This is a genomic window from Vibrio sp. J502 (assembly GCF_025397955.1).
Classification (GTDB): domain Bacteria; phylum Pseudomonadota; class Gammaproteobacteria; order Enterobacterales; family Vibrionaceae; genus Vibrio; species Vibrio anguillarum.
The window spans coordinates 3,004,282-3,027,647 of sequence record NZ_CP104554.1; the positions used below are offsets into that span (position 1 = coordinate 3,004,282).

At 40.3% G+C, this 23,366-nt stretch carries 19 protein-coding genes and 1 pseudogene; 19 read left to right on the forward strand and 1 reads right to left on the reverse strand.

Annotated features, from left to right (window positions below):
* Positions 1 to 73: 73 nt before the first annotated feature.
* Entirely contained in the window at positions 74 to 1,015 is a 942-nt protein-coding gene (rfaD, locus tag N5E84_RS14020; RefSeq protein ID WP_019282768.1) for an ADP-glyceromanno-heptose 6-epimerase, read from the reverse strand.
* 262 nt (positions 1,016 to 1,277) lie between these two features.
* Here rfaD and N5E84_RS14025 point away from each other — a divergent pair, with 262 nt between their 5' ends.
* From N5E84_RS14025 to N5E84_RS14115, 19 genes and pseudogenes are all read left to right on the forward strand, one after another.
* Positions 1,278 to 2,414 carry an LPS O-antigen chain length determinant protein WzzB gene (locus N5E84_RS14025; protein ID WP_081245192.1) on the forward strand — a complete coding sequence of 379 codons (1,137 nt, stop codon included), beginning with the start codon at positions 1,278 to 1,280 and terminating at the stop codon, positions 2,412 to 2,414.
* Positions 2,415 to 2,596: 182 nt separating this feature from the next.
* Positions 2,597 to 3,728: pseudogene (locus N5E84_RS14030) on the forward strand (ISAs1 family transposase).
* A 61-nt stretch (positions 3,729 to 3,789) separates the two neighbouring features.
* Positions 3,790 to 4,830, forward strand: a complete 1,041-nt coding sequence (locus N5E84_RS14035) for a Gfo/Idh/MocA family protein (protein ID WP_019282767.1) — start codon at positions 3,790 to 3,792, stop codon at positions 4,828 to 4,830.
* A gap of 16 nt (positions 4,831 to 4,846) precedes the next feature.
* Positions 4,847 to 6,121: a Vi polysaccharide biosynthesis UDP-N-acetylglucosamine C-6 dehydrogenase TviB gene (tviB, locus tag N5E84_RS14040; RefSeq protein ID WP_069211956.1), complete on the forward strand. Its 1,275-nt coding sequence runs from the start codon at positions 4,847 to 4,849 to the stop codon at positions 6,119 to 6,121.
* Between the two features lie 187 nt (positions 6,122 to 6,308).
* On the forward strand, positions 6,309 to 6,893 hold the full coding sequence (locus tag N5E84_RS14045; protein WP_019282766.1) for an acyltransferase: 585 nt from the start codon (positions 6,309 to 6,311) through the stop codon (positions 6,891 to 6,893).
* A gap of 73 nt (positions 6,894 to 6,966) precedes the next feature.
* On the forward strand, positions 6,967 to 8,046 hold the full coding sequence (locus N5E84_RS14050) for a DegT/DnrJ/EryC1/StrS family aminotransferase (protein WP_019282765.1): 1,080 nt from the start codon (positions 6,967 to 6,969) through the stop codon (positions 8,044 to 8,046).
* Positions 8,043 to 9,905, forward strand: coding sequence for an acyltransferase family protein (locus tag N5E84_RS14055; RefSeq protein ID WP_069211955.1), 1,863 nt, complete (start codon positions 8,043 to 8,045; stop codon positions 9,903 to 9,905). The genes N5E84_RS14050 and N5E84_RS14055 overlap by 4 nt, the downstream gene beginning before the upstream one ends.
* Positions 9,898 to 11,145 carry a lipopolysaccharide biosynthesis protein gene (locus tag N5E84_RS14060; RefSeq protein WP_069211958.1) on the forward strand — a complete coding sequence of 416 codons (1,248 nt, stop codon included), beginning with the start codon at positions 9,898 to 9,900 and terminating at the stop codon, positions 11,143 to 11,145. Before N5E84_RS14055 ends, N5E84_RS14060 begins: the two co-directional genes overlap by 8 nt.
* Positions 11,146 to 11,163: 18 nt before the next feature.
* A complete protein-coding gene (asnB, locus tag N5E84_RS14065; protein WP_019282763.1) occupies positions 11,164 to 12,954 on the forward strand; it encodes an asparagine synthase (glutamine-hydrolyzing) in 1,791 nt (596 codons plus the stop codon).
* Between the two features lie 7 nt (positions 12,955 to 12,961).
* Positions 12,962 to 13,918 carry a methionyl-tRNA formyltransferase gene (locus N5E84_RS14070; RefSeq protein WP_019282762.1) on the forward strand — a complete coding sequence of 319 codons (957 nt, stop codon included), beginning with the start codon at positions 12,962 to 12,964 and terminating at the stop codon, positions 13,916 to 13,918.
* 8 nt (positions 13,919 to 13,926) lie between these two features.
* Complete coding sequence (locus tag N5E84_RS14075; RefSeq protein WP_019282761.1) at positions 13,927 to 14,889, forward strand: GNAT family N-acetyltransferase; 963 nt, start codon at positions 13,927 to 13,929, stop codon at positions 14,887 to 14,889.
* Between the two features lie 79 nt (positions 14,890 to 14,968).
* A complete protein-coding gene (locus tag N5E84_RS14080) occupies positions 14,969 to 16,324 on the forward strand; it encodes a polysaccharide deacetylase family protein (RefSeq protein WP_069211954.1) in 1,356 nt (451 codons plus the stop codon).
* Positions 16,321 to 17,652, forward strand: coding sequence for a hypothetical protein (locus N5E84_RS14085; protein WP_069211953.1), 1,332 nt, complete (start codon positions 16,321 to 16,323; stop codon positions 17,650 to 17,652). The genes N5E84_RS14080 and N5E84_RS14085 overlap by 4 nt, the downstream gene beginning before the upstream one ends.
* On the forward strand, positions 17,652 to 18,788 hold the full coding sequence (locus tag N5E84_RS14090) for a glycosyltransferase (protein WP_019282758.1): 1,137 nt from the start codon (positions 17,652 to 17,654) through the stop codon (positions 18,786 to 18,788). The genes N5E84_RS14085 and N5E84_RS14090 overlap by 1 nt, the downstream gene beginning before the upstream one ends.
* Positions 18,788 to 19,417: an imidazole glycerol phosphate synthase subunit HisH gene (hisH, locus tag N5E84_RS14095; protein ID WP_019282757.1), complete on the forward strand. Its 630-nt coding sequence runs from the start codon at positions 18,788 to 18,790 to the stop codon at positions 19,415 to 19,417. The genes N5E84_RS14090 and hisH overlap by 1 nt, the downstream gene beginning before the upstream one ends.
* Positions 19,411 to 20,175, forward strand: coding sequence for an AglZ/HisF2 family acetamidino modification protein (locus tag N5E84_RS14100; RefSeq protein ID WP_019282756.1), 765 nt, complete (start codon positions 19,411 to 19,413; stop codon positions 20,173 to 20,175). The genes hisH and N5E84_RS14100 overlap by 7 nt, the downstream gene beginning before the upstream one ends.
* 6 nt (positions 20,176 to 20,181) lie before the next feature.
* A complete protein-coding gene (locus tag N5E84_RS14105; protein ID WP_019282755.1) occupies positions 20,182 to 21,324 on the forward strand; it encodes an N-acetyl sugar amidotransferase in 1,143 nt (380 codons plus the stop codon).
* 10 nt (positions 21,325 to 21,334) lie between these two features.
* Entirely contained in the window at positions 21,335 to 22,261 is a 927-nt protein-coding gene (locus N5E84_RS14110) for a D-glucuronyl C5-epimerase family protein (protein WP_010317086.1), read from the forward strand.
* Positions 22,258 to 23,361 carry a glycosyltransferase family 4 protein gene (locus tag N5E84_RS14115; RefSeq protein WP_019282754.1) on the forward strand — a complete coding sequence of 368 codons (1,104 nt, stop codon included), beginning with the start codon at positions 22,258 to 22,260 and terminating at the stop codon, positions 23,359 to 23,361. Before N5E84_RS14110 ends, N5E84_RS14115 begins: the two co-directional genes overlap by 4 nt.
* The last annotated feature ends 5 nt before the right edge of the window (positions 23,362 to 23,366 follow it).

Genomic DNA, 23,366 nt, shown 5'->3' on the forward strand with positions numbered 1-23,366 from the left:
CCTTTTAGGGAGAGATGTTTATTAATTCCTCCCCCTTTTAGGGGGAGGTTAGGAGGGGGTGATTACAGCCTCACTACTTATTAATCAACATCATATACTCAGCCACACCTTCAGCCACCGTCTTAAATTGATGCTGACAACCTGCGGCGCGCAATTTCGTTAAATCGGCCTCAGTGAACTCTTGGTACGCACCTTTCAAGTGATCTGGGAATGGAATGGTTTCAACCTCACCTTTACCATGGTGCTTGATAACGGCTTTAGCCACTTCTTGGAAAGATTCTGCGTTGCCAGTACCCAAGTTATAAATACCAGATACACCGTTGTTCATAAACCATAAGTTCACAGCCGCAACGTCACCTACATAAACGAAATCACGCTGGAAGGTTTCACTACCTGCAAACAGTTTCGGGTTTTCACCGGCATTCATTTGATTATTTAAATGAAAAGCAACAGAAGCCATTGAGCCTTTGTGCTGTTCACGCGGGCCATAGACATTGAAATAACGAAAACCGGTAATTTGGGAAAGGGTCTCACCGTGTGCTTGTGCTTCTTGCCAAATACGGCGTACATAGTTATCAAACTGCTGTTTGGAATAGCCGTATACATTCAGCGCACCTTCATACTCTTTTTCTTCAATGAAGGTATTGGTATCGCCATAGGTTGCGGCTGATGAAGCATACAAAAATGGAATGCCGCGCTCTAAGCAGTAGTGCAGTAGTTCTTTAGAATACTCATAGTTATTAAGCATCACATACTTGCCATCCCATTCGGTAGTGGCAGAGCAAGCGCCTTCATGAAATACGGCTTCGATAGGACCAAAATCCTCACCAGACATGATCTGCACCAAGAAATCGTCTCGGTCCATGTAATCGGCAATGTCCAGATCAACTAGGTTTTTGAATTTACGCCCATTTTTTAAGTTATCGACAACAAGAATATCAGTAATGCCTTGTTCATTTAGCGCTTTGATAATGTTGCTGCCAATCATGCCAGCGCCACCCGTTACGATGATCATACAAAATTCCTATGGTTATAATACGAACAATTATGCGCATTATAGCGGCTTAGCTAGTGGCTGTAATCACAAAAGCTCGCTTTTCTCATTGAACGTCTAGCCTTGAAAAGGGTTTTGCTTTAAACTTCGGCACGCAAGGTGGCAAGGTGGCTCGAAATTGACAAATTCGATAAAGCTTGAACAACAATTTAAACAGTCAGCCTTTAGGAGCGGATACCTAAGGGCGGTAGCGTGCCTAAAAACCAATGATAGGATCAACACTGTGAATCAATCCCCTTTTTCGCACTCTTCATACCCACCAGTGCCTTCTTACTATCAGCAAAGCAATAATGATGAAATTGACCTGCGTGAGTTGTTTAGTGTGCTATGGCAAGGGAAATTGACCATAGTGCTGTGCACTGTTTTGTTTGCTGTGATGGCGGTGGTATATGCATTGACGGCGCAGCAGTGGTGGAGCGCTAAAGCAACCGTTACCCAGCCTGAATTAAGCCAAGTTGTAACCTTCCTGCAACAGGTGAAGCAGTATCAGCCATTGTTTGATCTCTACCAAGAAGATGGCACCATTATTGTGAGTAAAGAGCTTGATGGCTTAATTAACCCAGCCACTATTTTCCAGCGTTTTGTGCGTGCATTTAATACTAATGACAATAAAAAGCGCTTTATGCAAAGTAACCCTACTTTTTTAGCCATTGAGCAGCAACAGCTTAAAGTGAATGAAAATAACGAAACTGATGATGTGGCGCGCTTTTATCAAAGTTGGTATGGCAAAATTACGGCTCAAGAAGTGGGTAAGACACAAGCGGGTGATTTTTATCTCAGCTTTCAGTCAATTGATAAAGCCAGCAGTTTAGTGTTGCTTAACGCCTATATCGACTTTATTAACCAACAACTGAACCAGCAGCTAACCAATGACCTTACCAGTAAATTGACGGTAAAACATAACCAACTTAGCCAGCAATACAGTAGTTTGCAGCAGCAAACCCAATTGCGCCTGCAGGTGGAATTGGCGCGAGTGCAGAATGCATTGGCAATTGCAAAAGCGGCCAATATTAATGAGCCTGTACAAAATCTGAATGAAGAGAAGCTGTTTGCCATTAGTATTGGTAGTAAAGCATTGCAAGCCAAAGTCGATGCATTAAAAAGTATAACGAATTTAAGTGTGTTTGAACCACGCTTAGCGCTGCTGCAAGCCCAAGTTCAGCAGGTTGAGCTATTAGGTAAAGTAAAACCAGCGCAAGTGCAAGGTTACGCTTACTTAGAGCAACCAGAAGCGCCGATTAGCCGTGATGAGCCCAAACGAGCATTGATAGCGGTGCTTGGAACCTTACTGGGCGGCATGCTTGGCGTTGCGATTGTGCTGGTGAGGTTTGCGTTTAGAAAAGAAGAAGAAAAAGCTTAGACCAGGCAGCAGGGAAACCGCATGAAGGTCGTTGATATATAAGGGCTGCAAAGATGCTAAGAATCCGCTTTGAACCTATCACGAATCCCAACTATTGAATGTAACCAAATGAAAATCAAGATCTGCTTGTGGATCATTTTTGTTGTTTTCTAATTGCTCCTAGACAATATAGGAGCCTAAATATGAGCGAGTTAACCAACCCATTTATGCACTTTCAAATCATTAAAGATTATCGACAGGAAAATAAAATAGCACACAAATTATCAGACATTATTTTGCTGACAATTTGTGGCGTTTTGTCGGGTCATGATGGCTGGGATGGCATTATCGATTTTGGCAATGCTCGCTTAGATTTCCTCAAACGATATGGTCACTTTGACGCTGGTATTCCTTCTGCAGATACGCTGTCTCGTGTGATGGGCATGATTAATCCGACAGCGTTGCAAAGAAGCTTTTTGGATGAAGGACTGCCATACACTGACGGATGGAGAAGTCATCGCTATCGACGGTAAAACATTACGTGGCTCTTATGACCGCTCGAAGGGTAAAGGAACGATTCACATGGTGAACGCTTTTGCTACTGCAAACGGAATGAGTATCGGCCAACAGAAGGTTGATAGTAAAAGTAATGAAATTACCGCGATCCCCAAGCTACTTGACTTGCTAGAGGTAAAAGGCTGCTTGGTTACGATTGATGCAATGGGATGCCAAAAGAAAATAGCGCAAAAAATTCTCGATGATAAAGAAGCGGATTATTTGTTAGCAGTGAAAGGTAATCAGGGAATGCTTGAGCAAGCCTTTGATGATTATTTTCGAATGGACATGCTTCAAGACTTTGACGGCAGTTCTTACAGTACACAAGAAAAAAGTCACGGAAGAACGGAAACGAGAGTGGCTTTAGCGAACCGTGATTTGTCGGTTTTAGGTGATATTGAGCATGAATGGCCCGAGCTAAAATCAATGGGCATCGTCGCTTCGATTCGCCAAGAATCGGCTGTAGCAACAGAGCAAGATGTGAGTATTCGTTACTATATCTGTTCTAAAGAATTAGAAGCCCAAACGCTGCTTGAAGCGACGCGTTCTCATTGGGGCGTAGAGGCCATGCATTGGTCCCTTGATACCGCATTTAGTGAGGACAACTCTCGTATTAGAGTCGATGATCGCGCAGAGGCTTTAGCAAGGATCAGGCAGATGTGTTTGAACCTATTAAAGAGTGAAACCACCTTTAAAGGTGGCATTAAACGCAAACGGATGAACTGCGCAATGGACGAAAACTACCTAAGTAAGGTTCTCGAAAGCCTTACCGGGCGGTGATGTTCATGCGATTTCCGTGGACTATCACTGAGATAAAAAGTAGCAAATTAGAGTGATTAATATGATAAAAAATAGAAAAATTCGAATAGCAGTCGTTGGTTGTGGGCGTATTTCTAAAAATCATTTTGGCTCAATTGAGCAGCTTGATTCAGAATATGAGCTGGTCGCGGTGTGCGATAACAACCCAGAAGTGTTAGAGCTGCATTCAAATAAATACGGCGTTCCGGGTTATCACTCGATAGATGATCTGCTCGCTTCACAAACACTTGATATCGTCACCTTGTGTACCCCGAGTGGCATACATGCACCACAAACTATTAAAGCTGCGAAAGCCGGTGTACATGTGATTACCGAAAAACCGATGGCGACCAAGTGGGAAGATGGACTAGCAATGGTTAAAGCGTGTGATGACGCTGGGGTGCGTTTATTTGTGGTTAAACAAAACCGCCGTAATTCAACATTGCAATTACTTAAGCGTGCAGTGACGGAAAAGCGTTTTGGTAAAATCCATATGGTGCATTTAAATGTGTTTTGGACCAGACCTCAAGAGTATTACGACCGCGCTGCTTGGTCTGGTACTTGGCACATGGATGGTGGTGCTTTTATGAATCAGGCGACTCATTATGTCGATCTTCTCCATTGGCTAGTGGGGCCTATTGAAACCATCCATGCTATGACCTCCACTCATCGTGATATTGAAGTTGAAGATACTGGTGTGGTGAACATCAAATGGCGTAATGGCGCGTTAGGCTCAATGGCGGTCACTATGTGTACTTATCCCAATAATTTAGAGGGTTCAATCACTATTTTTGGGGAAAAAGGGACAGTGCGTGTTGGTGGCGTGGCGGTTAATGAAATCCAAGAATGGAATTTTGCAGAATCAAAAGATTACGATCAGCAAATTGAACAAGCCAACTACCAAACCACTTCAGTCTATGGATTTGGTCATCCACCTTACTTTAAAAACGTTGCCGATGTATTGCGTGGCGAGGCAGAGCCAGAAACCGACGGCCGTGAGGGTTTAAAATCACTTGAGCTATTGATCAGCATTTATCGCTCAGCTCGCGATCATAAAGAAATTGGTTTGCCATTGAATCTGTAATTACGAGTAAAGAAAAATGAAGTTAGAAAATGTAAAGATTGGCATTATTGGTTTAGGCTATGTTGGCTTACCGCTTGCGGTTGAGTTTGGTAAGAAGTTTAGCACGGTAGGTTTTGATATTAACCAGAAAAGGGTCGCTGAATTACACTCTGGCATTGATTTAACCTTGGAATGTTCCGAAGAGGAACTGCGTAGTGCTCCATTGCTGAGTTACACTCACCAATTGGAAGAGATTAAAGACTGTAATTTTTATATCGTTACCGTGCCTACACCAATCACAGATGAAAAAACACCGGATCTTAACCCACTAAAAAAAGCTTCTGAAGCTCTTGCGAAAGTGGTCTCCCACGGTGATATTGTCGTTTTCGAATCAACAGTTTATCCCGGTGCAACGGAAGAAGTGTGCCTTCCTATCATCGAGAAAAATTCAGGTTTAGTGTTTAATCGCGATTTCTTTGCTGGTTATAGCCCAGAGCGTATCAATCCAGGAGATAAAGTGAATCGTTTAACTACGATCATGAAAATAACTTCTGGCTCTACGCCTGAAGTGGCTGATTTTGTTGATCAAGTATACTCTTCGATAGTCACTGCTGGTACCCATAAAGCGCCATCAATCAAGGTGGCAGAAGCCGCTAAAGTTATTGAAAATACCCAGCGTGATCTAAATATTGCTGTAATCAATGAGTTTGCCAAAATTTTTAATCGACTAGGTATTGATACTGAAGCTGTTTTAAAAGCAGCTGGCACAAAGTGGAACTTTTTGCATTTCAAGCCGGGGTTAGTTGGAGGTCACTGCATCAGTGTGGATCCTTACTACCTCACCCATAAAGCACAAGAAGTTGGCTATCGACCAGAGGTGATTTTAGCTGGTCGTCGTATTAATGATGGTATGGGTGAATACGTCGCCACACAATTAGTTAAATCTCTGTCACGTAAAAAAATTCATATTGATGAAGCAAAAGTGCTGATCATGGGCTTTACCTTTAAAGGTGATTGTCCTGATTTTCGTAATACCAAAATTATTGATATTGTTAACGAATTGCAAGATTTCAACATGTCAGTTGATGTATACGATAGCTGGGCCTCGAAAGAGGAAGTGAAGCATGAGTACGGTATTGAGTTGATTGATGAGCTGCGCGATGGTTACTACGATGCAATCGTACTGGCCGTGGATCATAGTCAAACCAAACAGATGGGTGTTGAAAAGTTACGTCGTTTAGGTAAAAAAGAGCATGTACTTTATGATGTGAAGCATGTATTAACCGCCGATGAAGCAGACATCCGCCTTTGATTAATAGCCAAACTACTTGGAGTTGCAGGTAGGCGGCAAGTGAGTGAATGAATCCCCATGAGCATAGATAAACTATGTGATAGGGGTGAACCAACGTAGCCAACACCGCTGCAGCTTCAAGTAGTAAGGGTATAGCCTTCACAAGGGAAGTGTTCAGCTTCCCTTCTCAATCGATAGAACATTTTTCATGAAATATTTTAAACACGAAACAGCCATTATTGATGATGGTGCACAAATAGGTGATGGCAGCCGAGTGTGGCACTGGACACACGTTTGTGCCGGTGCCCATATTGGCCAAGGTGTATCACTGGGCCAAAACGTATTTGTGGGAAACAAAGTTACGATTGGCGATCATTGTAAGATTCAAAATAACGTCTCAGTGTATGACAATGTGCATTTAGAGGAGGGAGTATTTTGTGGGCCAAGCATGGTATTTACCAATGTTTATAATCCACGGTCACTGATTGAACGCAAAGATCAATATCGCGATACCTTAGTTAAAAAAGGGGCTACGCTTGGTGCTAATTGTACGATTGTCTGTGGTGTAACTATTGGGGAGTTTGCTTTTATCGGCGCGGGGGCAGTTGTGAACAAAGATGTTCCTGCTTATGCAATGATGGTGGGTGTACCAGCTAAACAAAAAGGTTGGATGAGTGAATTTGGTGAGCAGCTAGACTTGCCATTGAGCGGAGACGCTGAAGTGATTTGTCCTCATACTGGTGCTGTTTATATCCTCAGCGGTGACACTGTGATTAAAAGACATCAGTGCTAATAAATAATTCTTTGATGTAAATATATTTGCAAGTTGCTGAGGATTCACTTGGCTATCAGGCTAGGAGCTAAAAATGCAGTTTATTGATTTGGGTGCGCAGCAGGCGCGAATTAAAGAAAAAATTGATGTCGGAATTCAGAAAGTACTCGCCCATGGTCAGTATATTTTGGGTCCTGAGGTGGCTGAACTAGAGCAAAAATTAATTGCATATACTGGAGCTAAGCACTGTATCACGGTTGCTAATGGTACTGATGCATTGCAAATCGCCCAAATGGCATTAGGTGTTGGCCCTTGTGATGAAGTGATAACCCCTGGATTTACTTATATCGCTACCGCAGAAACCGTCGCCCTTTTAGGGGCGAAACCGGTTTATGTTGATGTCTGCCCGAAAACTTACAATTTAGATCCGGCTAAACTAGAAGCGGCTATTACGCCAAGAACCAAAGCAATTATTCCAGTAAGTTTGTATGGACAATGTGCTGACTTTGATGCAATTAATACGATTGCCGCCAAGTATGGCATACCAGTGATTGAAGACTCTGCGCAAAGTTTTGGGGCCAGTTACAAAGGCAAAAAATCGTGTAACTTAAGCACCATTGCCTGTACCAGTTTTTTCCCAACTAAGCCATTAGGTTGCTATGGTGATGGCGGTGCTATTTTCACTAATGATGATGAATTGGCCCTTGTCATGCGCCAAATTGCTCGTCACGGACAGGATCGTCGCTACCATCATATTCGTGTAGGTGTAAACAGCCGTTTAGATACCTTACAAGCTGCGATTTTATTACCAAAACTTGAGGTTTTGCATGAAGAAATCGAGCTAAGAAATCAGGTAGCCAATACCTATACTCGTTTATTAAATAAGGCTGGTATTCTCTCAACCCCATTTGTGGAAGCACATAATATTTCGGCTTGGGCACAATATACCATCCGAGTTAAGAATAGAGCTGAAATTCAGCACAAGCTGCAAGAGGCTGGCATTCCAACTGCCGTACATTATCCCATTCCCTTGAATAAACAACCAGCAGTTGCTGATAGCAGTATTCAATTGCCGATAGGCGATGAAATTGCAGAAGAAGTGATGAGTTTACCAATGCATCCTTATTTGACTGAGCAAGATATTCAACGTGTGGTAGAGAGTTTGGCACAGTGAGTTCTGTTCCTCATCGTAAGGATATTCAAGGATTAAGAGCCATAGCAGTACTTGCTGTTATGGTTTTTCACTTAAACCCGACATGGCTTCCTGGAGGCTTTGTTGGTGTCGATGTTTTCCTCGTGATTTCTGGCTTTTTAATTACTAGCATTTTGCTGCATAAAAAATCCAGTGCTGGCTATTCTCTTACTGAAACTCTGAAATATTTCTATGTGAGTCGCTTTAAGAGGATTGTTCCAGCATACTTTTTGATGCTGATAATAGTAGCTCTAGTGGCAGCAATATTGTTTCTACCAAGTGATTTCAACACGTTTCGAAAAGGGTTGGAAAAAGCAACTTGGTTTAGCAGCAATCGGTATTTCGCTGACTTTGGTGATTATTTTGCTCCGGCCAGTTATGAACAGCCGTTACTACACACATGGTCATTAGCCGTAGAAATCCAGTTCTACTTATTAGCCCCTTTTATTGTATTACTGCTGCCGATTCGCTTATTAAAATGGTTTTTTGTCGTTTTATTGATTGGGTTAACTGCATTAGCCGAATACCGCCTGCGGTTTTTGGGCATGGAGCAAGCAACTTACTACAGTCTGTATGCTCGGCTGCCTGAATTTTTTGTGGGCGGTCTGGCAGCTCTGTATGTAACAACAGTGTCTAGGGTGGAGGGAAGCACTGCCTGGCTTGGTATACTTGGGATGCTGTTGATTGTTATTTCTGCAATTACCCAACCACTGCTAGGGTCTTTTCCTGGCATTCTAGCTCTGTTACCTGTCGTTGGAAGCGTGCTTCTACTCAGTCAGCCAACACAAGGATGGGTAGGCGAATTGTTGAGTTGCAAAACTCTGGTGTGGCTTGGTGGGCTGTCTTATTCACTCTACCTTTGGCATTGGCCAGTATTGGCCTTTTTGCGCTACTACACAAGTGCAGAGGTACTCGATATAGAATTCAGCATCCTGTTTGTTCTGCTGACATTCATACTATCTATTGTTTCCTACTATGGGGTTGAACGGGTTTTCAGAAGCAAGAGTACCAACAAGAAACAAGCACTTAGTTGGGGGCTTCTGGTTTTTGGTGTATTAGGTGCATCTCAGACCATGGCGAAAGTGAATGCCATGTTTACTCCTGTAGCCTTGCCACTAGAGTATTTGCGCTATGGCGATGATTCACAAAATTGCCATGGGCATATAGTTGGTGATTGTCTGAGAGGGGACCTGGATAGTGTAAAAGAGATATTGGTCTTGGGCGATTCGCACGCAGCTATGCTCAATCACTTTTTTGATCATATTGGAAAAGAAATTGGCTTTAAAGCTAGGGTTATAACTGCGAGTAGTTGCGTGACTATTCCTGGATTTGATTACAATCGGATTGCTGAATGGGCACAGCAATCATGTGTTGCCCAAATTGAACAGACAAAATCCTATCTGGAGAATGTTGAGTTAATATTTATAACGGCATCTTGGAATTGGCATCTCCGTAGTGAGGAATTTAATCGTGCTTTACGTGATTTTTTACAGAATATGGCGTCACAGGCGCAAGTTTATATTTTGAGTCAGGTTCCACTATTAAATCGAAATCCACAGCGTGCTAAGAGGTTTTTGTCCTTAGGGTTGACACCGTATGTGAATATCAATCCAGACTATTTGCGTACAAATGAATACTTATATGATCTAAGCATGGTCATTGATCGTGTTCATTACCTTGAACTTAATTTTTTGCCTGTTTTCAAAAGTCCTCCTTTTTATAATGGTGAATTGCTTTATTACGACGAGCACCACTTAAATGAAGTAGCAGTGGTTGAGTATGCAAAGCAGGCCTTGCCGACTTTCGAAGAGATATTTATAGAGTGGAATATTGTTGAATAAAAGCTTTTCAAAAAATGTACTTACGTTAATGACAGGGACAGGTATTGCTCAAGCAATACCCATTGCAATTATTCCTATACTAACTCGGATGTTTTCACCAGAAGATTTTGGTCTTTTGGCTCTCTATGCAGCATGCGTATCTATATTGGGAGTGGTTGCTACTGGGCGTTATGAAATAGCTATTATGTTGCCAAAAGATGATGAGGATGCCCGTCTTCTTTTGCAACTTTCAATGCTAGTTGCTCTGTTTTTTTCTTTGCTGATTAGTATACCTATATCGATTTGGAATGCGCAAATTGCTCGTTTTCTAGGTAATGAGGATATTGCTGTTTGGTTGTACTTAGTCCCTGTATCTGTGTTGTTCACAGGTATTTATCAAGCTCTAACTTATTGGAATAATAGGCAGAAAAAATTCATAAACACAGCAGTGTCGCGTGTGAATCAAAGCTTATTTCAAGGTTTCGCCCAAACGTCACTTGGTTTTTTACAGGTATCAGGTGGTCTTATTTGTGGGCAGTTCGTAGGAATAGTATCTGGTTCAATATACCTTTTAAAGAAAGATAGAAACTATAAGTCGCTAATAAGAAAGTCAAAAATAAATTCGATACAAAAACAAGGTATAAAGTATCATAAGTTCCCGACTTATGGAGTTTTGGGGGCTCTGTGCGATGCAGGAGCTGTACAAATGCCGGTTATACTGTTGACGAAGTTCTATTCAAATTCAGTGACGGGAATGTTTAGTCTGACTTTTCGTGTTTTGAATATGCCGACATCGATTATTTCATCTGCTATTGCACAGGTTCTCTTTCAAAAGGTAGTTGAAATAAGTCAAACAGAGCCAGAGAAACTTAATCTTTATATAATAAAAATGTTTTTGTTACTTTTTATTATATACCTCCCCGCTGTGCCTGTTTTATTCATATGGGGTGAAAGTTTGTTTTCAATTATTTTTGGTAATGAATGGTCACAAGCTGGGGTTTATGCAGGTTATTTAGTCATAGCTGTTGCAGTACGTTTCGCTGTCAGCCCATTAAGTGCAGTTCTTGGTTTAGAACAAAACATAAAGATGGGGGTTTTATGGCAAGTTCTCTATCTATGTACGATTAGTGTAACATTGTATTTCTCCTCTTCTCTTTCAATTGAAGAGTTTCTGATTGCTTTTGTTGTGCATGAAGTTGTTTTATATCTTATTTATTTGTTCCTTATTCTTAAAGGAACTAAGGAAATAGCTAAATGCTGAAAAATTTTAAGGTTTAATATGTGTGGAATTGCTGGTTATATTTTTAGTGGCGTATTAGATAAATCGAATCTTAAGAAAATGACTGATTCAATAATTCATCGAGGTCCTGATGGTGAGGGGCATTATTATGGAGATGGTTTTTTCTTTGGACATCGTAGATTAGCTATTGTTGATTTAACCGAGCATGGTAAACAGCCAATGCTTTATCAAGATAGATATATCATAACTTTTAATGGCGAAATTTATAATTATATAGAAATAAAAAAAGAGCTTATTGATGTAGGATATCGATTCAATAATGATACCGATACGGAAGTCATTATGGCGGCATATGATTACTGGGGAGTAAATTGTCTTGACCGTTTTAATGGTATGTGGGCATTCGTTCTATATGATAAGAAAGAGGATGTTTTTTTTATATCACGTGACCGATTTGGGAAAAAACCGCTTTATTACAGCTTAGATAATAATAAATTTGTATTTTGTAGTGAAGTTAAAGGTCTCTATGCTAGTGGATTGGTAGAAAAAGCACCCAACAAAAGCTACCTGAAAAACTACGTGGAAAACGGGCCTAATGAGTACGATGCAGAAACGGCTTTCGCTAACGTTTATCGTTTTCCTTTTGCACACTACTTTCTTGGTAGCAAAGAACAACTGCTCAATCAACCGAAGTTTACTCGGTACTGGGAATTAACCACTAATACCAGCAAAGAACGCTTCTGCCCCAATAAAGCCAAAGAATACGCCAAACAATATTACGACCTACTAGCAGATGCGGTAAGACTACGCTTAAGAGCCGACGTAAAAGTGGGTTCTGCACTTTCAGGCGGTTTAGACAGTAGCTCGATTGTTTACCTAGTCAACGAACAGTTAAGAGCTCAAGGTAAAGCTGATCTACAGGAAACCTTTTCTTCTGTTTACAAGTCTGATGGTACCCAGAATTGTGATGAAAGCGTATATATAGACCTTCTAGCAAAGGCGCTGAATGTTAATTCAAATCAAATAGAGCCTCAGGAAGGTGATATTCCTGTTGAGCATCAAAAAATGATTTGGGCCATGGAAAATCCACCAGAAAGTACCTGTATGTCTGGTTGGCACACCTTTATTAAAGTGAAAGAATCAGGTGTAAAGGTAACTTTAGATGGCCAAGGTGCTGATGAGCAGTTAGCTGGGTATCTACCTTACATCGCTAGTTATTTAACATCAATTTCATTGATTGACTTATATAAAGAGTTCTTTTATTTCTTAAAAATACCAGGTGCGAAAAAAACGTTACTGCTTAGTTTTTTAATGGCAAATTTTAAGTTCATCTTCGGTATGAAAGCTTATCAAGCGCTATTCAAAAAAATAAAAGGGCGACAACCACCTACTGAATTAAATTTAGAATTAAAATCTGCTATCGAAAAGGGATTAATTAACCTTATTCATTACTCTGATCGTGTTTCAATGGGACACAGTATAGAATCCAGAATGCCCTTTATGGACTATCGATTAGTCGAGTTTTTAGCTCAAGTTCCTGCATGTTATAAAATGCATAATGGTTGGACTAAATACTTGGCTCGCCTAGCATTCGACAAAAAACTACCTGATGAAATTACCTGGCGAAAAGACAAAATGGGTTGGCCAATTCCGGAAGAACATTGGTTCAGAGGAAACTTGAGGTTGTGGGCTTCAGATACATTAATGAATTCAAAAGTTTTAAAAGAAATATCTCCAGAATTAGATGCAGAGACTGAATTTAAAAGTAATATAAAGAAGAGCATAAGAAAGCTGAATATTGCAACTATTAATAAATTGAATTTTTGGTGATTCATATATGCGAATTCTGATAATTACAAGTGGGTTGACGCGTATTGTCTCACCTGTATTAGATAGTGGCCATGAGATTTTAGGTATCGTTGAGTCTATGCCACGAGGTTGGAGTGAAAAGCAAGAAAAACCTTTTCTTTTTCAGTTTGCCCAAAAAATACACAGGATTTTCTTGGGGAGAAAGAAAACGTTGAAGCAATTCTGTGAGATTAGAAATATAAGATATAACTATATATCAAAAGGAAGAGATGCAGAGGTAACTAATTGGGTTAAGGAACTCAACCCCGACCTGATTGTAGTTTTTAGCATGTCTCAACTCCTTAAAAAAGATTTAATAGATATTCCCAAATATGGGGTTATAAACCTACATCCATCAATGTTGCCAGAGTATCGTGGGCCTAATCCAGATTTTTGGCAGTACTATAATATGGAAATGAACCCAGGTGTAACGGTCCATTATATTGATGAAGGTGAAGATACTGGAGATATCATCTTTCAGGAACGTGTGCATATCCCTTTAGGAATCAAGTCACCTGAAAGGCTGGATAAGCTAATTGGTGGTGTTGGCTCTTCTCTGCTTGTAAAGGCAATCCAAGCTATAAAATCGGGTTCGGCACCACGAATTCCCCAGCCAAGCCATAGTTCAACTCTTCGAGCCAGAAACTTAAAATCCGAAGAACACAAAGAAATTATAGATTGGCAAAATTGGCCGATAGAACGAATTTGGCATGTGCTACGTGGTACAGAGCTTTGGCTTAATGCTAATGATCAACCCAAAGGCATTTTTAAAGGCCAGCGATGGGTCGTCGGAGAGTACGAGAGAAAGGACAATATTGATCTGCCGGGTGCGATAGTGCGTTATAAAGGAAGAAAAGCTCTGGCGACTCCAGATGGTTATATTTTTATTGATATAAACTTCAGCTTAAAAAAAGCTTTACTTTTCGTACTTAATTTTAAATTTTGAGTGAATCAATGATCAATAAAGAAAAATATCGTCAATTGTGTGAAGAAGAACCTACCATTCCAATTTTCAGTCAAGCTTGGTGGTTAGACGCCGTTGCTGGAGATAACTGGGATGTGTGTATTGTCGAGAAAGGTGACAAAATACAGGCAACAATGCCTTATATAATACAGAAGAAATTTGGGCTAACCCTATTGACCCAACCTAAACTAACCCAAACACTCGGTCCTTGGCTTAGACCTTCAACGGCAAAATACAGTAAACAGCTTTCACAGCAAAAAGATTTGATGGAAGCACTGATTGATCAACTACCAAAATATCACTACTTCAGCCAAAACTGGCATTATTCCAATACCAACTGGTTACCTTTTTACTGGAAAGGATTTGAGCAAATAACGCGTTATACTTATCTGATTGATGACTTATCTAATATCGATGATGTTTGGGATTCCTCGCTTGCAAATATCAGAACAGATATTCGCAAGGCTGAGAATAAGTTTAATCTTGTTGTAAAGGAAAATTTGCCATTCAGTGATTTTTTATTACTTAATCGTCAAACCTTCTTACGACAAGGAATGCAGTTACCTTATTCCGAAAGCTTTGTAAACCAGTTGGTATTTACAGCAAAAGATCGTAATCAATGTCGCTGGTTTATTGCTCAAGATAACGAAGGCAGAAATCATGCAGGTGTTTTGCTGGTTTGGGATAGTGAATCGGCGTATTACTTAATGGGTGGTGGTGATCCTGATCTAAGAAATAGTGGTGCAACGAGCCTTTGTATGTGGGAAGCAATTAAATTTGCATCAACTGTTACAAAGCGATTTGACTTTGAAGGTTCGATGATTGAACCAGTTGAACGTTTCTTCAGAGCTTTTGGCGCAAAACAAACTCCATACTTTGCACTCACTCATCGACCTTCGCGTTGGTTAAATACGGCAATTCATTTTAAAAAAGCCCTAAAAGGTCAAGCTTAGTTTTGAACGAATGATTACTCACTCTATAAAATCTTTTAGCAACATTGCTACGGCAGGTAAACTCCAAGATAGGTAATACATGATTCATTTTTCTGAGGGTGCAATACGTTGGCTCGAGACCATTTTATTTGAACGTTTTGGCCATCGTTTTATACTGGCTCAACAACCTAATACACTACAATTTTATTTAAATGATAGTCAGGGTTCCATAACGTTCGCTAGGTTGCAAGGCATATTTCATCAGTCGCGTTCAGATTTTCCGTGTCAGCAGTGGCAAGCTTCCAGCGAAGGCTTTATAGCGCCAATCGAAGACTACATACCAGCCCCTTCCTTAAACGCACTACCAGACCCGCTTATTGAGTTTACTGAGCAAGGAGCAATTTTACACTACGATATTCTCAGTTTAACCTACTGGACGCTAACGAGGTTAGAAGAAGTTGGACGTAAGGATTTAGATAATCATCAACGCTTTCCAGCGGTTTTTTCTCACGCTTATCAACATGGTTATCTTGAGCGCCCAATTGTTGATGAATGGCTGATGATTCTAGGGCAGGTTATTCAGCGTGTTTGGCCTGATATTGAGTTAAAGCAACATGAGTTCAGTATTAAGGTCTCGCACGATGTAGATAGCCCGAGCATGTATGGCTTTAAACCTTGGCCGACCATCGGCCGGATGATGGCGGGGCACCTGCTGAAACGGCGCGATCTCAAGGCTTTTTTTACTGCGCCCTATGTTAAACTTGCGACACACAGCCAGCTACACCCAGCCGATCCTTACAACACTTTTGAGTGGTTGATGGATATATCTGAAGCTAACAACATCAAAAGTGCATTTTATTTTATCTGTGGTGGCAATCATTCTCATGATGCTGACTATTTGCCTGAGCATCCTGCGATCCGTAATTTGATGCGCCGAATCCACGAACGCGGTCATGAAATAGGGTTGCATCCTAGTTACGGTACTTTCCAGCAGCCTGAGTTGATTAAGCAAGAAGCAGAACGGCTGAAACGTATCTGTGCGGAAGAAAGTATTGATCAACATGTATGGGGTGGACGAATGCACTACCTGCGCTGGGAACAATCCACCACCATGCGTGCTTGGGCGGGTGCAGGTATGACTTATGATTCTACACTTGGTTATGCCGACAGGCCGGGTTTTCGCTGCGGCACCTGTTTTGAATATCCTGCTTTTGATCCCGTGGCTCAGGAGCAATTGAACCTTCGAATCAGGCCGCTGGTGGTGATGGAATGTACGGTGATTGATGCTGTTTACTTAGGGTTAGGTGTAACTGATGCCGCAGAAGAAAAAATTCAGCAATTGAAAATGAGCTGTCAGCAGGTAAGCGGTACTTTTGGTTTACTATGGCATAATTCATACTTTAAAAATTCTAATTTACGGAATATTTATAAAAATGTTCTAGGAAGTCAGTTGTGAGATTTATACCATATAATAAAGTCATTGTATTAAAGATAATAATTATTCTTCAACTCACCACATTACTAATTTATCTCAATGCAAACATTGTTGATGTTGGTGAGATGGGAGTTGCCTTACACTTACTTATAGAGTTTGTGGGCTTGACAAGTTTGTTATTTGCGATGTTTTGGGTAAAAAAAAAGCTCTACTTCCATATCCACTTTTTTTTCTTCCTTTTACTAATATGTTGGATAGCTTTTCGAATAGTTTTTGATTTAAATGATCTTGAATATTTAAAACAACTAACAGTGGCTACCACTGGTGGCGTTTTATTGTTTTATATTACAGGTGCATCACTAGGTTTAACGAGGCATAGTCTGGCTAGCCTTAGGAGTGATATAAAGATAGAAAAATATATTATTTTACTTTTTTATTTTCTATCTATCTGGATGCTCTACAATTTCTCTCAGCGCCTACATGATTCGCTTTTCTACTTAAAAGATATTGATGGTAGCTATCAAAGGTCTGGAAATTTCTTATCAATTTCATTTATTATTGTTTCATTCGCTTACCTTAATCTAGTATTAAAGAATATTGCTCAAGGTGCTACTATTTTAGCTAGGTTTTTCTGGTTGTCCGTATATACCTTATCAACCTTGATGGCATTAGTTGGATCACAGCTTTTTGGCTCTAATAGCGCAACCGCTGTTATTTTAGGTGTTTATCTTATTACGCTGGTTATGTCTCTTGTAACTGCTAAAAAAACAGTCTGGCTGAGCTATCTCAAGCATAAACTAGTCTTACCTTGGTCGAAGCGCCTAGTGAAAAATCTTAGCCTGATGGCTCTAATTGGCTTAGCTATTTTTGTAGGGGCACTGGTGCTGATTATAGGTATATCAGGTTTTGATATTACTAGTTTGCGGTTACTAGGCTTTGGTTCTGGTTCTAATGCTTCTTTACTAAGCAGAGTGGATATTTTATTAGAAACTGGAGCTAATCAACTCAACTATGCTCCCTTCTTAGGTAACATAAATGTTGCTTATCTTACCACTGGTAATGCAGGCAAAACTCTGCATAGTTTTTTCCCTTATGTGATGGCTAACTTGGGGCTGGTAGGATTACTAGCCGTGCTGACTCTTTTTACGAATGTACTACTACAGCTTTATCGTGAGACTAAGCAAGCTAAGTATACTGGGCTTTATGGTTATCAGCTAAGTATGGTTGCACTTTATTCCATTTTTCTGTTTCTCTATATTCTATTTTTTGCGAACTTGTCCACTGGTATCGAGTGGCCTGTTCTTTGGTTTACGCTTGGTTTTATATCCAAGCCTTTGGGTTTTAGATAATGAAAAATATTCATATAACACTAACAGAGTTTCGGAACGAATCTCGTGTACTTAAAGAAATTTCATCACTTGAGGCTTCTGAAACCTTTGACTCTTTTACTGTTATCGCGCTTGGCGCTGATGATCTGCCTATTGCAGACTCTATAAAGTCAAAAGCAAAGGTCTGTAGAATCAGGTTGCTAACTCGAAAGTTGCCTAAAAGTGCATTTTTTCAGTTGTTCAAGTTTATTGAATTTATGTTCAAATGCTTATTGATGGTGAGGAAGGAAAAAGCCCAGGTTGTCAATATCCATACCCTCGCTCTTTTGCCATTAGGGTGGCTACTAAAGAAGTTATTTAAGGTGAAGCTGGTTTATGATGCCCATGAACTGGAAACTGAAAAGAATGGGCTGAACGGCTTTCGCCAGCGCATCTCTAAGTATATAGAATCTTTATTCATCCGTTCGTGTGATTTAATAATCGTAGTGGGCGAAAATATTGCAGACTGGTATGCCAATGCCTACAAGATAGAACGCCCCTTAGTTGTGAAAAACTCGCCCAGGTTTCGTCTGCAAGCTAAAAAAAACCTCTTCCGTGAACGTTTGGGTATTTTGCCAAATCAGAAGATTTTGCTTTATCAAGGTGGTTTGATGAAAGGGCGTGGTGTGCAGCTCATATTGGACGCTTTCAAAGAAAGAAAAGATAGTCATGTGGTCGCTGTTTTTATGGGGTATGGGGATTTAACAACTGAAGTAGAGCAGGCAGCAAAAAACCATCAGAATATTTTTTACTTTCCAGCCGTTTCACCTAATGTTGTCCTTGACTATACTGCCTCTGCCGATATTGGTATTTCGTTAATTGAGAATACCTGCCTTTCTTATTATTTTTGTATGCCAAATAAGCTCTTTGAATATGCAATGGCAGGTATACCTGTGATCGTCTCTGATATGAAAGAAATGGCTGAGGCTGTTCAGGCAGCAGATTTTGGGGTGGTGCTTACCGAGTATTCTGTTGAAGCGCTCAATGAAGCGGTGGATCGCTTGGCTGAACGAGATCTAACCGAGTTATCGAATAATGCTTACCAGTTTGCGCAGGGTCAGGCTTGGGAGCAACAGGAAAGGGTAATGCTTGAAGGGTATCAGAGGATGTTAGCATAATGATAAAAATTCTTGATTACGGTATGGGTAACTGCGGCTCGATAAAGAATATGTTACGTTACCTAGGAGCAGAGGCAGAGATTGTTGATCAATCAGTTGGTTTGGAAAATTCTAAAGCTATTATTCTGCCGGGGGTTGGTTCTTATGATCACGGTGTGAAACATTTGGAGCCTTTCAAGGCCATGTTAGAACAAAAGGTATTACATGAGAAAATACCTTTCCTGGGCATTTGTCTTGGTATGCAGCTTGTTCTTGAAAAGAGTGAAGAAGGGCAATTACCAGGATTGGGGTGGATTAAAGGCGAGGTCAAACGCTTTGATTTCTCTAAGCTCACTAGCGAACAACGCCACGTAATCCCTCATATGGGATGGAATGAAATTTTTCCCGCTGAATCACCAGAGATTTTGCAACCACTTGAAGCAGATCGCCGAGATCGCTTTTATTTTGTTCATTCATATCATGCGGCAGATGTACCAAGTGAGAATAAATTGGCTATCTGTCATTATGGTTATGAATTTACTTGTGCCATTCGCAAAAATAATATCTTCGGTGTTCAGTTTCATCCTGAAAAAAGTCATAAGTTTGGCAAACAGCTTTTCAAGCAGTTTATAGAGTTAATCCAATGTTAAAAAAGCGTGTTATCCCTGTTTTGCTATTGCAGGATGGTGGTTTGGTTAAAGGTGAAAAATTTAAAAAGCATAAGTATGTAGGTGATCCTATCAATGCGGTAAGAATTTTCAACGAAAAGGAAGTTGATGAATTGGCTTTTGTTGATATTTCTGTCGGTGTTAATCGTGGTGAGCCTGATTATGAACTAATTGGTGACATGGCTTCTGAAGCTTTTATGCCAATCGCGTATGGTGGTGGTATTAGCCGTGTTGATCAGGTTGAGAAATTATTTCGGCTTGGTGTTGAAAAAGTCATTATCAATAGTGAATTTCATCTGAACCCAGAGTTGGTCACAAAATGCAGTCAGATTGCTGGTGCTCAAAGCATTGTAGTAGCGATTGATGTTAAAAAAAGCTTGTTTGGCAAATATGAGGTATACACTAAAAATGGCACCTGTAAAACTGGCACTTGCCCAATCGAGTATGCAAGAAAGGCACAGCAATACGGTGCAGGTGAGATTATTTTAACGTCTATTGACCGCGAGGGTTCAGCGCAGGGCTTAGATCTTGATTTAATTAAAAAAGTCACATCAGTCGTTGAAATACCTGTAATTGTGCAGGGTGGTGTTGGTAGTTTAGAGCATATTAAAGATGCTGTTAAAATGGCCGGAGCTTCAGCCGTTGCTGCGGGTACATACTTTACTTTTCATGGAAAGTACAAGGCGGTACTTTTGACTTATCCTGCTTTCCATGAGCTTGAATATTTATTTTTAGATTGAGGTTTTATGACTAACAGTAGCTATCAAATGTGTACTCGCTGTGTGATGGATACAACAGATCCTGAAATTACATTTGACGAGCAAGGTATGTGCAACCATTGTCATGAATTTGACAATGTAATCAGTAAGCGTTGGTTTCCGAACGAAGAAGGCAAGCAGCAACTGGAGCAGATATTCAATCGAATCAAGGAAGAGCGCAAAAATTACGAGTATGACTGTATCCTTGGTTTAAGTGGTGGTCTGGATAGTGCGTATCTTGCATTGGTAATGAAAGAGTACGGAATGAGGCCATTGGTTGTTCATGTTGATGCAGGCTGGAACAGTGAGCTAGCAGTATATAACATTGAAAAAATCGTCAAATATTGCGGCTACGATCTGCATACCCATGTGATGAACTGGCCAGAAGTTCGCGATTTGCAACTGGCTTACCTGAAAGCGGGTGTGGCGAATCAGGATGTTGTTCAGGATCATGCTTTTTTTGCATCGCTATATCATTTTGCTGTTGATAACAAAATTAATTATGTTATTAGTGGTGGAAATATTGCGACAGAATCTGTGATTGCATCGGCTTGGCAGCATGGCGCAATGGATGCTATTAACTTAAAGGCTATTCATAGAAAGTTTGGTAAGCTTCCGCTGAAAGATTATAAAGTTATTGGATTTCTACAATATTACTTTTACTACCCTTTTGTTAAGAAGATGAAGGTCATTAGACCGCTCAATTATTTACCTTACTCTAAAGACTTTGCACAAAAGGAACTGGAAGATAAAGTAGGCTATAAAGCATACGGTCGTAAGCATGGTGAGTCTCGCTTTACTAAATTCTTTCAAAACTACTACTTACCCACTAAGTTTAATATTGATAAAAGGCGCTCTCACTTAGCAAGCCGTATTCTTTCAGGTGATATTACAAGAGAAGAAGCACTTGATGAGCTAAATAAACCTTTATATGATGAGGCTGAATTAACAGAAGACAAACACTTCGTGGCGAAAAAACTTGGAATCACAGTAGAGAATTTAGATGAAATGACCAGTAGTCCTGGCCGTTCTTATAAAGAGTTTAAAAACTGGGACTCAAGATATAATATGATGAAGGGTTTGCAAAGATTTTTAAATAAAATGCTTAAAACAAAGGTCAGGATGCACTAACAAGGCTATTATGAAAAAAATAATACAAGACGTTTTTAAATATATCTTAGGTACGGCTGATTTTTCATTAGTGACGCAGAGTAATAGTGGTTTTTTATATCCGATATGCTTGAATTTCACATTAGAAAACAATAGGTTTTATTATAATCTTTTAGATGATAATGGAATACCCTACAGGTTTTATCAGTCGGTTGGTGTGCAATATAATCCGACACGAATAGCAGCCTATGGATTAGCCCATTTCAACCGATACATTGATAAGGCCTTTGATAATGATAAAGAAATTTTTATGAAGTGTGCTAACTGGTTTCTTGATCTGGATAATGCACGCTATGAATATAACTTTGATTGGGGGCAGCTTAAATCACCCTGGATCTCCTGCATGGCTCAAGGTGAAGCAGCAAGTGTTCTTATCAGAGCTTACAAATTGACGGGTGAGGACAAGTACTTACTCCAGGCAGAAAAATCACTTACACCATTGTTTTTGCCTATCACTGAGAGTGGCGTACAGTCTGTACTACCTGATGGTTCTATTTTCCTTGAGGAGTATCCTTCACTTAAACCAACTCATGTTCTTAATGGCTTTCTTTATGCATTGATAGGCCTCGGTGAATATATTGATGTTACGGGCAGTAACGTTCATCAAGATTTATTTGACAAGCTTGTAAACTCACTTTGTCAAAATATCAGTATTTGGTGTTATGCAGGTTGGTCTCTTTATGAGGATAGTGTTAAGGCTAAGGGCTTAAATTTTTGCACACCCTCTTATCATAATCTTCAAATTACACAACTCAAGTGGCTCAATAAGCGAGTCAACAACCCAGATATTCAACATGTTATAGAAGTCTGGGAAAAGGGGCTCAACAGTTTTCTTATGCGTGTTTTTGCGCTTTTAGGAAAGGTGTGTTTTCGCCTTAAGAATAAGGCACAGAGATGAATAAAATTGCTCACTTGTCTTCAGTACACACTCGCTATGACACCCGTATTTTCCTAAAGGAATGTACAACCCTTGCTAAAAATGGGTACTCGGTATCACTGGTCGTAGCAGACGGTAAGGGTGATGAAACTAAAAACAATGTGTCTATCTACGATGTAGGCGCATCTAAAGGGCGTTTGGATCGCATTCGTAATGCACCTGGTCGTGTGTTGACTAAAGCTTTGGACTTGGATGCAGATATCTACCATCTGCATGATCCTGAATTAATCCCCATTGGTTTGAAACTCAAAAAGCACGGCAAGGTGGTGATTTTTGATGCCCATGAAGATGTACCCAAGCAGTTGTTGGGTAAACCCTATCTAAATAAGCCAGCCAAGTTGTTGCTGTCTAAAACCTTTGCCATTTATGAGCATTGGGCCTGTCGTCAGTTGGATGCCGTTATTGCAGCGACCCCTTACATTCGTGATAAGTTTATTGCGATAGGGGTGCGTTCTGTGGATATCAACAACTATCCACTATTAGGCGAGCTCTCAACTGATGAGGTCGATTGGTCACAGAAAAAAGCACAGGTTGGGTATGTTGGTGGTATTGGACAGATTCGAGGTATATCTCAAGTTGTTCAAGCTATGGGTATGTTGCACTCAGATGCGCGTTTACAGCTAGCAGGTAAATTTAATGAGCATGTTGTTGAAGCAGCCGCCCATGCTGATAAAGGTTGGCAACGTGTAGATGCACTAGGTTTTGTTGGGAGGGAAGATGTTCGTGATATACTGTCTCGTTGTGTCGGTGGTTTGGTTACTTTTTTACCTTCACCTAACCACATCGATGCGCAACCCAACAAAATGTTTGAATACATGAGTGCTGCTGTTCCTGTCATCGGTTCTAATTTTCTCCTTTGGAAACAAATTATTGAGGGTAATCAGTGTGGCTTGTGTGTTGATCCACTGGCTCCTCAAACGATAGCAGAAGCGATTGACTACCTGGTTACTCATCCTGTTGAGGCTGAACAAATGGGACGTAATGGCCAGAAAGCGGTGCAGGAAAAGTACAACTGGGGTATCGAAGAGCAAAAACTACTTAATTTCTATAAATCCATATAAGTGAC